This window comes from Maribacter sp. (genome assembly GCF_039968975.1).
Taxonomy (GTDB): domain Bacteria; phylum Bacteroidota; class Bacteroidia; order Flavobacteriales; family Flavobacteriaceae; genus Maribacter.
This window is the reverse complement of record NZ_JBDVOT010000025.1, coordinates 1-12,452: the sequence shown is the minus strand read 5'-3', so window position 1 is coordinate 12,452 and position 12,452 is coordinate 1. Positions and strand designations below refer to the sequence as shown.

Annotated in this window: 7 protein-coding genes; 5 read left to right on the top strand and 2 right to left on the bottom strand. The window is 36.0% G+C overall.

Translation table 11 applies throughout. From position 1 onward, the window contains the following. The 5 genes from ABJI11_RS01700 to ABJI11_RS01680 all read left to right on the top strand — a co-directional run. Positions 1-108, top strand: a 108-nt coding sequence (locus ABJI11_RS01700; protein WP_348348840.1) for a glycine cleavage T C-terminal barrel domain-containing protein, incomplete at its 5' end; no start/stop codon positions are given. Further along, positions 109-1,023: a glutaminase gene (locus ABJI11_RS01695; RefSeq protein ID WP_348348838.1), complete on the top strand. Its 915-nt coding sequence runs from the start codon at positions 109-111 to the stop codon at positions 1,021-1,023. Then, positions 1,020-1,847: a sugar nucleotide-binding protein gene (locus ABJI11_RS01690; protein WP_348348836.1), complete on the top strand. Its 828-nt coding sequence runs from the start codon at positions 1,020-1,022 to the stop codon at positions 1,845-1,847. The genes ABJI11_RS01695 and ABJI11_RS01690 overlap by 4 nt, the downstream gene beginning before the upstream one ends. A 17-nt stretch (positions 1,848-1,864) precedes the next feature. Then, positions 1,865-2,155 carry a 4a-hydroxytetrahydrobiopterin dehydratase gene (locus tag ABJI11_RS01685; protein WP_276494537.1) on the top strand — a complete coding sequence of 97 codons (291 nt, stop codon included), beginning with the start codon at positions 1,865-1,867 and terminating at the stop codon, positions 2,153-2,155. A gap of 96 nt (positions 2,156-2,251) precedes the next feature. Next, positions 2,252-2,962 carry a YebC/PmpR family DNA-binding transcriptional regulator gene (locus ABJI11_RS01680; RefSeq protein ID WP_348348834.1) on the top strand — a complete coding sequence of 237 codons (711 nt, stop codon included), beginning with the start codon at positions 2,252-2,254 and terminating at the stop codon, positions 2,960-2,962. A 75-nt stretch (positions 2,963-3,037) separates the two neighbouring features. Here ABJI11_RS01680 and ABJI11_RS01675 read toward each other — a convergent pair whose 3' ends face one another. Further along, entirely contained in the window at positions 3,038-11,014 is a 7,977-nt protein-coding gene (locus ABJI11_RS01675) for a malectin domain-containing carbohydrate-binding protein (protein ID WP_348348832.1), read from the bottom strand. Positions 11,015-11,119: 105 nt separating this feature from the next. Then, the coding region (locus ABJI11_RS01670; protein ID WP_348348830.1) for a PKD domain-containing protein at positions 11,120-12,452 on the bottom strand (1,333 nt) is incomplete at its 5' end.

Sequence of the window (12,452 nt, the reverse complement as noted above, 5' to 3'; positions counted from 1 at the left end):
GGTTATGTTCCTCCTATATTTACGGAAATAGGTAGCAAAATAAACATTCAAATTAGAAAGAAAGCTGTACCAGCAACTATAGTTAAATTACCCTTTTACAAAAAGTAAATGATAGATTTTCAACGTATTCTTACCACTATAAATGAAGCTGCCAGTAAAGAAAAGAATAAGGGTAAGATTGCAGATTACATTCCAGAATTAGCAAAGGTTGATGTAAATAATTTTGGCATTCATCTTATAGATAACAAACAACAAAACTATTCTGCAGGCAATTCAGAAGAACGTTTTTCTATACAGAGTATATCTAAAGTTTTAAGTCTTTCAATGGCCTTAGGGTTAATTGGAGAAAAGATTTGGACACGTGTAGATGTTGAACCATCTGGAGACCCTTTTAATCATTTATCGCTTTTGGAATTAGAAAATGGAATTCCTAGAAATCCTTTGATAAATCCGGGTGCCATTGTAATTGCCGATATTTTAGTATCTCAATTAGAAAATCCGAAGGAAGAGTTTTTAGCATTCGTTCAAGATATTGCAAACGACGATTCTATTGATTACGATGTAGACGTAGCAAATTCTGAAAAACGAACAGGTTTCCGGAATTTTGCAGCTGCAAATCTTTTAAAATCCTATGGAAATCTAAAAAATGACGTAGATGTAGTTTTAGATTTTTATTTTCATCAATGTTCACTCAGCATGAGTTGTGCACAATTAACCAACACATTTTTTATGTTCATGAATCATGGAAAATGTAGAAGAAATAATATATTCTTAACCGTAACTCAAGTAAAACGTATTAATGCTATAATGCTTACTTGTGGATTTTACGATGAAGCTGGGGAATTTGCCTTTGAAGTTGGCTTACCAGGCAAAAGTGGTGTAGGTGGCGGCATCGTTGCATTATTACCAAATAAATTCTGTGTATCTACTTGGTCTCCAGGACTTAACCCAAAAGGAAATTCTAAATTAGGAATGCTTGCCCTAGAAAAATTAACTACAGAAACAGAACTTTCTATTTTTTGAAATTAGACTCTAAAAAAATATTGATTCTTGGCGGAAGCGGATTCATAGGTAATGCTATTTACAAAGAGCTTTGTAATTATTTTGATACCTATGGCACCTATTGCCATGCTGCAAATACGTTTTCAGCAAATAAGCAATTTGTACATTATAACCTTGAAGAAGATGATATCGTTGAAGTTTTAGAAGAGGTTAAGCCACAAGTAATTATTTCTGCTTTAAGGGGAAATTTTGCAGCCCTAGTCATTGCGCATAATCATATTGCTGAATATATTTTAAAAGAAGATTGTAAGATATACTTTATTTCATCTGCCAATGTTTTTGACGCGTATAGCAAATATCCATCTTACGAGATGGACAAGACTTTATCTGAAAGTGTTTATGGTAGACTCAAAATCAAGATTGAAAATATGTTGCTTAGGCTACCAAAAAACAAAATGGCTATACTAAGAGTGCCCATGGTATTTGGCAATAGCTCTCCCAGGGTCAAGGATATGAAAAAGGCTATTATAGAAAATGAACCTGTTGAAGTATTTCCTAATTTGATATTAAATGTCACCAATGACGATAAATTAACCCAACAAATTCATTATCTTATAAATAGAAACAAAACTGGTATTTATCACTTAGGAAGTAACGACTTAACGCATCATGAAGATTTTATAACAGAAATATTAGAACGTGTTGGCAATTTTAATCCTATTATAAAAAGGGTGTATACCACCAATGAAGATAGATATTTGGCTGTTTTGCCAAAGACCAATACCTTACCCAAAAATTTACAGTTTACTTTTCAAGATATTATTGACCATCATGTTTTAAATTAGTAGCAATTATGAAAGAAATGGAAAAATTTACTGACCAGCAAATAGCGGACTATTTGGGTCAACTTGACGGATGGGAATATGTGGATGGAGCCATAGAAACCACATTTGAATTTAAAAATTTTAAGGAAGCATTTTCTGTGATGACAAGAATTGCTTTTGAATGTGAAGCCCAAAGTCATCACCCAGATTGGAGTAATGTATACAATACCTTAAATATTCGTTTAAACACTCACGATGCAAACGGTGTTACCGAAAAAGATTTTGTTCTAGCTAGAACAATAGAAGATATAATAGAAAGTGAATTTTAACAACCAACATCAATAGTCAAAAATGGCATTCACGAAATTCATTTATTGATTTCTGAACGTTATACGTTTTTGTACATTTGTTTAAAATAATTTACCATGGGAAGAGCTTTTGAGTTTAGAAAAGCACGTAAAATGAAAAGATGGTCAGCAATGTCCAAAGCCTTTACTCGTATAGGCAAAGATATTGTAATGGCCGTAAAAGAAGGCGGACCAGATCCAGATTCTAATTCAAGACTAAGAGCAGTTATTCAAAATGCCAAGTCGGTCAACATGCCTAAGGACAATGTTGAGCGCGCTATTAAAAGAGCAAGTGACAAAAGCCTGGGTGATTATAAAGAAGTTCTTTTTGAAGGATATGCACCTCATGGCATTGCCGTACTAGTAGAAACTGCTACGGATAACAATACAAGAACGGTTGCCAATGTTAGAAGTTACTTCAATAAATGTAATGGTAACTTAGGTACATCTGGTTCTGTTGAATTCATGTTTGATCATACTTGCAATTTCCGTATTCCTGCAGAAGGTTTAGACCCAGAAGAAATAGAGTTAGAATTAATTGATTTCGGAGCAGAAGAAGTTTTCGTAGACGATGATGGAATTCTAATCTACGGACCTTTTGAGAGTTTTGGTGCTCTACAGAAAGAACTGGAAAACCGTGAAATAGAAATTTTATCTTCAGGCTTTGAACGTATACCACAAGTAACGAAGACACTCAACGAAGAAGAAGCTGCAGATGTAGAAAAGCTGCTAGAAAAATTAGAAGAAGATGATGATGTACAAAATGTATATCACTCTATGGAGGAATAATTATACAAAATGCTTTATAAAAAAAGGAGACCTATTTGGTCTCCTTTTTTTATATCAAATAATTTATTTTTAAAGTTAGAACCCACTAGGCATTTCCCCTTCAACATTAAAATTAGTTACTAAAAGTGAAAAATCTTCCAAGCCAACAGAGCCGTCTCCATTAAAATCTGCTTGAGGACTATAACTAGCGTTACTTGTACTCAGATTAAAAGTTGTTACTAAGAAAGAATAATCTTCTAATCCCACTGTATTGTCATTATTAGCATCACCTACCCTAAGTTCTCCTATATCTAAACTGTTTTCTCCTGCTACTAAGGTTAAGGTTGAAACTTTTTGTAAATGCATGCCAGACTTTATCGCAACTTCATAAATACCTTGTGGAATTCCTACAAGGATAGCATCCCCATTAAAATCTCCAGTTGGTGTAAACTCCAATAATGGAGTCAATGAGCCTACTTCATATATTCCTACAAATAAATCCATTGTATAATCTGTGCGACCTTGTAAACTATAAGAAATTGACAAATTAGATTGAGCTAATGATGGATCATAATCTAGGACTATAGTATTAGAAGCTACACTGTTTACACCATTATCACCAGTTACCACGGCTATAAAATGATTAATACCTCCATTAGGTGTTCCGGCAGTTCCCGTTGTTTCAGTTAATAAAACTGGAATATTCGCTACTCCAGAAGCATCAAGCTGAGCTGTATACAACTCTTTAATCATAGCTTCATTAGCTTCGAATAAATCTATATCATAACCGATGGAAGGATTACCTGCATCTATATGTAATCTACCATCGACACGCAATAAACTAACCATTGCATTCGGCTCTCCTGTAATTTGTATAATCTGACTTTCTTGTGATACCAATCTCGATGCAGCTGAACCATCAACAAGAATAGATGGTGCTACCAAACTATTACTTTCACTATTAATTATTGCATCTGAACCTCCAATTGAACCTTCATCAAACAAACTGGTCTTATAAATTACTCCACTTGCAAATTCTATATTAATTGTAGCTCCAATTAATTCAAATCCAGAAATTGACCCAGCATCACCAGATGATAAATCACCTTTAATAGTTGTAGGGTCGATATCAACACCAAAAGCAAATGATTCCCCAGGATTAAAATCTGTAAAATTTAAGTTTAAAACATCAAAACCTTCTGCATTATTAATACCATTATGGGGTTGTTCAAACACACTTATGCAATCTGCACTATCTGAACCTCCATTTCCAGGTACTGTTAAGCCAACAGCACCTGAAGTGTTTCCTGCATTACCTGCTGATAAACATTTTGCAACACTATCTCCTGCTGTTCCTACTGGATCAAAGACCACATCCATCATAAAACCAGTCTCTGTATTAATAGTAATATTTAATATGTCGTCATCACCTGTATTATTTATAATAAAAGAATTATCACCATAAGTTGATGCACCTAATTCATCTCCTGTGGTTACCTGAACAACTGCCTCGGGATTTCCTACTGGTTGAGCAGTAACATTCCAATTAAAATCCACTACTGTATTTGAAGAAGGTTCACAAGCATCATTTACTGTTATTTCAACATTGTAGGGACTACTTTCCGAGGCACCAAGGGTAGCACCAACATTTTGTTCTGAAGGTGAGCCGTTTAATATAGAGTTGTTAACTCCTGTTCCAGTACTACCGTCTATTAATGTTAATGCGAGACGATCAATCATATGCCCCTCTGAACGCTCACTCATAATTATTTTGTAAGTACCAGGATTTTGAAAATAAGCATAAATCGGCCACCCATTATTATCTATTGTTTTGGACGTCCACGAATTAGATACTGTATTGGTATATACCTTAAAAAAACCGCTATTTCCAGGATTCTCATCACCATGATCCGGTCTACCTTCATCATTACCTTTAGGCCAATAAAGAGTTTTAGATGTACTTTGAGAATCATTCAATTCATTTAAAAATTGCTGAGTGCTAGAAAGTGTTCCTCCCTGAACGGTAAAGAAATGAACATCCGAAGTATTTTCTATTTTAAACCAAGTATCATTTTGATCTGTAGAGGATGGTCCGGAAATTTTAGATTTCATATGAAAGCGATACACTCCTGGTGTGGTTATTTCCACATCATAATTTATACTTTGTCCATTAAGATTCCCAAAATGATCAGTACTTGCAACCATATAGGTATTTCCTGCTTCCGTTTCAAGATTCCATCCTCCTGAAGTATCGACAAAATCGGTTTCTGCCTCTAGAATGACTATTCCATTATTCTCTATAAAAGCACCGGCCGTACCACTACCAGATCCACCAATTATGGTTCCTGAAATTAAACCTGTAGCAGAATCAATCGATAAATTCGGTGGTAAATTTGTAGCTGAGTAGCTTAATGGACCACAAGAATCTGTATTTTCATCATTAGCAACAATTTGCAAATTAACAGTATCACCATCTACACTCATTTGAGCTCCAGGATTTGTAACTACTGGAGGTAAACCAGAAGTTGGGTTACCTTCTCCACTTGAGATACTAATTGTTGAAGTATTGTTATTGCTGTATGTCAACACTAAAGTAGCGGCATCTCCAGATTGGGTACCAGTATGTTCAATTTGAATAGTTTCAGTTGATCCTGCCTCTATTAAAAAACTACTTGGTCCAACTATATTAAAATTAGCCGTATTTGAACCTGTCAATAACATGGATTGAATATAAATACCTTGATTTCCACCGGATATTTCAATTGATAAATCTTCTGTTCCTTCTTCTTGTAATGCAAGTGAAGATGGTACTGTCAAAATACTTGGCAGTACAGATGTTCCAGTTGGATTATCCACTCCATACACCTCCATATTATTTTGATTACCTCCACCTTGATTAGGAGACCCGGAAGATATCCATATACCATCTCCAGAAACAATACCTTGGGTTCCATGACGTGGATAATTAAGATCACTTAAAGATGACCATGTATTAGTATTCACGTCCAATTCATCAGTATTAACATACGCCTGTCCATTTCCTTCTCCTCCTATAACAACTACTTTTCCATTAAAACTAACAGTCGCAGATGCAGCACGTGGAGTAGGTAAATTAGAAGAAGATGGTAATGTTGACCAACTGCCAGTTGTGAAATTGTAAACATCTACTTCAGGGATAACCGGTGCAAAGGTTCCTCCCTCACCACCAGTTAGCCTACCCCCTAAGACAAATAGTTTATTATCTACAACAGTAGCGTGAAAATGATCTCTTGAGCGAGGTGCATCCGTTAAAACAGTCCATTGACCTGTAGCTGGGTCAAACTCATCGAACCAAGGAATATAACCACCATTATGACCAATAGTGTTACCAGCAATTACATAAAATTTGTTATTGTACATTACTAAACCTGCTGAACCTCTTTTTCGCCCATTCGGTATTTCAGGACCTTGAATCCAAGAATCCATTACAGGATCATACATGTATATATAATCTGCAGGTGTTTCATTTGGATAACCATTATCCTTGAATGAACCTATAACCCAAATTAAACCTTCATATGCTACAGCCTGAAAATGATTAAATTCAAATGGTGCGGTAGAAGCTGCTTGTGACCATGTGTCAGTAGCGTAGTCATAAATATCCATTTTGTCCGCACTCTCGCGACCACCAAATAAGTAAAATTTATCACCTAACTGAACAAACGAATTTTCATGCCGTGGAGTATGTTCCGTAAGATTGGTGATATTCGTCCAATTACTATCTACTGGACTACTATTAGAAATAACCTCTATACCTTTAATACTAGGGTTTTCTATCCCCTTAATAAAATCAATATCTAAATTTCCATCTTTTACCTCTATAATAAAACTCTCAACACCAGCTGTGGCAAAGCCATAAGTGGCAGTTTGATCAAAATCATTTAAAACGACCTCACCTTCTAATTCAACGTCAAATACACGTTTACCAGCTGTATTTGCTCCCGTCCATATTTCTGCAAAAATTAAGTTGACAGTATAAGAACCCGAAGAAAGAGGAATATTCCATTGCATATTATCAGGCACCTCTAAAGTATTATACCTTTCTGTCGAAAAAATACTATTTGGATAAGATGTATTATTTACAAACAAACCTGGTAGTACTTGCCCGTACGTTTTATCATCATTAGAAGAATTTACAAATGGTGAGGGAGTTCCATTTTGCGCATTACCATTTGCACCAGTCAAAGCTTGATCTGCTGCCCAGTTTAAAATAGATGTATCGTTGGAAGCTACGTAATCACCCCCAGCATTTATACGGTATAAAACTGCATTAGCCGAGTTAGGATCGCTAACTGTCCAAGCAAAATTTACATTTGCGGGTGTTGAAGATGGCTTGCTGACTGTTACGGTTACATCATACTGACCAGCATCTGTAACATACGAGGAAATAGTACCTAAAATAGCACCTTGTGTTGGCTCAATACTTAAACCTTGTGGTAAACCGGTTGCAGAAAAAGTAAAATTCTCATTTGGATCACCTCCACTAGCCGTCACATTAAGGTTTGGTGTATCACCAGGATTATTAACCTGATTAACAACAGGATCAATCATTATTGGAGAATTTACAATACTACCCGCACCAAGAATTTCAATGGCATTAATTAACGGGTTTTCAACTTGATGTATGAATTCAATGTTTAAAACACCATCGGTTACCGTAACTTGATAACTCTCCATAGCACCCATCTTATCACCATATTGGGCAGAAAGATCTTTATCATTTATTACCAACTCTCCTTCCATATTTACATCGAACACTCGTTGACCAGGAGAACCGGTTGAAGGGTAACCATTGGCCATAAATAGATTTACCGTAAAAGTTCCATTTCCAGTATTAAATATCCATTCCATTTCGGGTAAACCAGTAGGATCCCATCGCTCTTTATCAAAAATTCCCTGAGGAGCATATTCAGGAACTGAAGAATGTATACTGGTACCTGTATATGTTGAAATGTTTCCTGCGTTAACTGCAAAATTATTTCCACTGGAAGCCCCTGCGACTTCATTACCTTCCCAATCAGGATTTGGAAAATCTGTAGCTGAAATACTTCCGCCACCAGCATTTACTCTAAATAAAACGCCTGGCTGTTCAATTATATTTACCATGAAACTTTGCTCTACAAATAAAGAATTCGAATCTGTAGCCCTAATAGTTATTTCAGAACTAGTTTCCGAGTCAGGAAAATTTAAAGACAATATATTTCCTGAAATATCAGCTCCTATGGCTGTATTAGAGTTATTTTCCACCGTAAAAATCAAATTTGCGATACCTTGGTCATCATTAAAATATTCGGTTAAATTAATGTCTTGGTCTGGTGAACCTATCAATATATCCAAATCAGCCAAAGATTGAGAAATTATAGGTTTACTTCCCGCAACATTAAGAAAATCCCAAGTACCTTCAACTTCTTTACCTACCTCATTAGATGTTCCAATTAAACCCACAGCCAGAATTTCAGAAGATTCTTGTATAGCTGTCTTTATAGAGCCTGAAGCGGCTATTGTTCCAAGAGAAACAGCTGTGTTACCATCAATACTATATAAGATCTGCACATCTGCTGTCACAGCATCAATATTGAATGAAAAAATTACGTTGCTTGACGGTCTATTTGTAGTAGTTAATGTTGCCGTTAATGGTGTCTGAGGAATATCATTAATTTCCTGTAAAGCAACTATTCCATTTTTAGTTAAAACTACTTTTATATAATTACTTTGCGTTCCGTCACCAATAAAAATCCCTAATTCACTATCAACTGGTGATTGGTTACCATATAATTGCTCAGGATCAGTAAAACTGAATAATCTACCTGAAGCAATAAAAGAACCTGTTGATTGATCTACATTAACACCATATTGAAAACCCTTTTCTTGATTATTTGAGATACCTAATGCCGTCCCTGAAGTCATTTGCATAGTCATTGCTCCGACTGCTCCTCCTAAAATATCATTGGCATTAGGACCTGCATCTACAACATCCAGCCAATTAGACCAATTTGGATTTGCCGCTCCATTGTTCATGAGTCCAGTAAATCCCAATCCTAAATACCCTCCCAATTCAAGATTATCAGAAAACAACTCATTAAATACCGGTATATTAAATGCGTCAGTCCCATTATCCAAAGGATCACCTATTTGAAATGGGTCATTTGAATCTAAAATTCCATCGTTGTCGTCATCATTATCATTTAAGTTTGAAACTAACACCCCACCAGCTGCTTTGTCAAAATCGTCTGGCTGAGACCCACCGTTACAATGATCAACATTATTCTGAACTTCATCTTGATTCGTATAACCATCCTGATCCGTGTCTGCTATACCTGAATATGATGGGTCAGACGGATCCAAGCATACTACTTGAGGTTGTGGCTCTAATATCTTAATAGTTCCATTAAATGTAGCTACCCAAATGGTTCCTGGAAAAGGGTCATAGTCAGAATTACATGTAATACCTAATGCATTACCACCAAGACCAGAAGCAAAAGGATCTGTCAAATTATTTAAACTGCCATCTGAGTTTAATTTAACTCTTTTCAAAATACCGCCATTATTTTCACCTGCAATAAGATCTCCTACCATACTTTCCGAGCCTGCAAAAATTGTAGACGTGTACTCATCTATACCATTAGTATTGTTATCCCAAACGGTTACTATTGCATCATTTGGTCCATCAGGATTTGGAACTGAAGGTCCTCTCCAATCTCCTTGATTTGAGTCTGTCATACTTACAGGAACTGGTGGCCAATCAACAGGTAATCCAATATCTATATCAGTTGTATAACCTGCACCTTTTAACCCCGTTGGATCATATATTAATGTTCTATAAACTGCATTGTTAGTATTATTAACAGACGGATTTGTATAAAGTCCTGCAGATGTAGGGTTTGCCCTAATAGGTGAAGGGTGCCCTCCATAAAATGCACCATGAGAATACCCTTGAATATTATTTGTAATTAAAGTTAAATGATCTTCATTATCAACCTTTTCACCGCCAATTGAAGAACTACTTCCCGGTTCACTAGAATTATACTCATTAGTAACATTACCAGTACCTTCGTTATTTGGAAATCCACCCCAGCCACCATTAGCGCCATTATCAGTAACATATACAGCTCCAGAGTTAGTCACAACCAAATCATACGCATTTCTATATCCTGGTGAAAAAATTTGAACGGGACCACCAATTACAATTTTACCTTGGTTCAATCCATCATTACCACCCCATGGGTCATTCGTATCTATTCCATTATAACCTGTAGCATCTGGATCTACTATTCCGTTAATATTTTCACGACTGGGATCATCTAATGTGGGTATATCATAAATATAATTTCTACCATCATTCTTAACATCCATTTCCTCAATTAGGTCTAAATTAACTGATAAAATTGCTGCAGATAGTGCGTACTCAGTTGTCCATGCAAAATTATCTGAAGGAGACCCTGCATTTGTATGACCACCTTGAGCAACTATTAAAAAATCCACTCCATTAATCGACACAAACTCCAACCCATTTGTTGCGTGGTTTTCCTCTGATCTAGGTAACCCTCTAACAATATCTACGACATCCCACGTTGCTCCTGTCCAAATAAATCGTGTAATTACACCAGAGTTTGTATCTAAATTAAAATCTCCATTTGGTCCACCTATACGTGAATCACTTGAAGTAACATAAATTATTGGATTTGCTGCAGTACCGGTTACCGTTAAACCTGTAGCTTCTCTATTATCTCCGCTATTTGAACTCCCATCATCATTATGATTCGGAATATTTTTAACATCCAATAACTTTTCAGAAGTTGTAACCACATAATCATTACTACCATTTTTCTGAACAGTATATATGTCAATAGTTCCATTAACATTTAAAACGTACAACCTGCCATCAGGACCGTACATTAAAGATGTTCCCTGGCTTACAGCTGCATTACCATTATAATTAAGATTACTTTGACCAAAGCTTTGTGCTTTAAGTTCATTAACTCCAAAAATCAATAGAAATAAAATTATGATTATAGAATTTATCTCGTTTGCCATTGACAACATCTTAAGACTAAATGAGCTAAAGCATTTCGCTTTCTTAAGGAGCCTGTTTTGTTTAAAATTGAAATTTTTCATCTTAAATTTTTTTTTGAGACTAGATTATCGCTTAATTGCCATTTGCTGTTGTGACTGTTTTCCTTCTGAATCAATGGTTCTAACAAAATAAGAACCTGTAGGTAAATCTTGAACTCCAATAAGATAGGTACCTACATCTTGACTATCATTCATTTTTAAAATTTGCACCAATTTTCCTGTAATGTCATATATATAAATCTGTGTAAGACTTGTAGGTTCATCAAAAGAAACCGTTATGCTCTCTGAGGCAGGATTTGGAAAAATACTCATAGTAGTTTCAACCGTCTTCGCTGTTGATACTGCTAGTATTACATTAAATTTGACCGTCAATGATTGTCCAATTTCACCTAAAGCACCTCCTATGGCATACGGTATTGCTTTCAAGGTATAGGATCCAAGCGGAAAAGTTGTAGGCATGAACTCACCATTAAAATCACCATAAAGCGCATAAGGTGAATTTGTTTCTATCCAAGTCCTATTAAGTGTACCAGACAATTCAAATTTTACACTTCCAACTATTCCTGGATCTGTATTTGCTCGAATATTAACGTCTATTGCATCAGTAGTGTTAATATTCATATTATTATGTATTTCGAACAACTCACTTTGGTCGGTAGCATTCATTAGTGTAAAGCTTATAACTTTATCAATATCGCTAGGATCTACAGCAGTAACACTAATACTCTCAGTACCTGTCGCATTATCATCATCGGTCAATGTCAGCGATACATCGTAATCACCACCTGTCGCATAGGTATGTGATGGATTCTGTTCGTCCGAAGTATTTCCGTCTCCAAAATCCCATAAATAACCCGTGATGTTGCCATCGCCGTCCGTAGACCCCGTACTGGTGAAATTTACTTTAAAAGGAACGCTACCGTCCACATTACCCGATAGAGATACCAACGGCGGCATATTCACAGGAGGTCCGCTCACAACAGTGAAACTGACCGTTTGGCTTACGCCGGAAGAGGTCGTGACAGCCAAGGTATAATTACCAACAGGGAACTCTTTTCCTTGAATATCAACCCCAATATCACCGAACAGGGAATATGGTGCAGAAGGCCCTTCTGACTTATTCTGATTTACAGGACCTGTCAAATTGAACGTGACATTACCCGGATTTAAATCTGCATTATAGATAATACCCAATGGTGTATTACCGATATCGGACTTGGTGATCTGAAGACCATCGGTCAGCACATACAACTGACTATCATTATCCGCGTTCAACACGAACAATGTTGCATTGTCCATTGGAGCGTTTACCGCGATATTTATACTTGATGTGTCTATTGCCCCTTCATTATCGGTTACCGTAAGGGTTACCATAAAATCTCCATCATTTGTAAAGATA

What these genes read in the sequence shown, in the direction of transcription:
- ABJI11_RS01695 (WP_348348838.1), top strand. Translation starts at nt 109, where the DNA reads ATGATAGATTTTCAACGTATTCTTACCACTATAAATGAAGCTGCCAGT.
- ABJI11_RS01685 (WP_276494537.1), top strand. Translation starts at nt 1,865, where the DNA reads ATGGAAAAATTTACTGACCAGCAAATAGCGGACTATTTGGGTCAACTT.
- ABJI11_RS01680 (WP_348348834.1), top strand. Translation starts at nt 2,252, where the DNA reads ATGGGAAGAGCTTTTGAGTTTAGAAAAGCACGTAAAATGAAAAGATGG.
- ABJI11_RS01675 (WP_348348832.1), bottom strand. Translation starts at nt 11,014, where the DNA reads ATGGCAAACGAGATAAATTCTATAATCATAATTTTATTTCTATTGATT.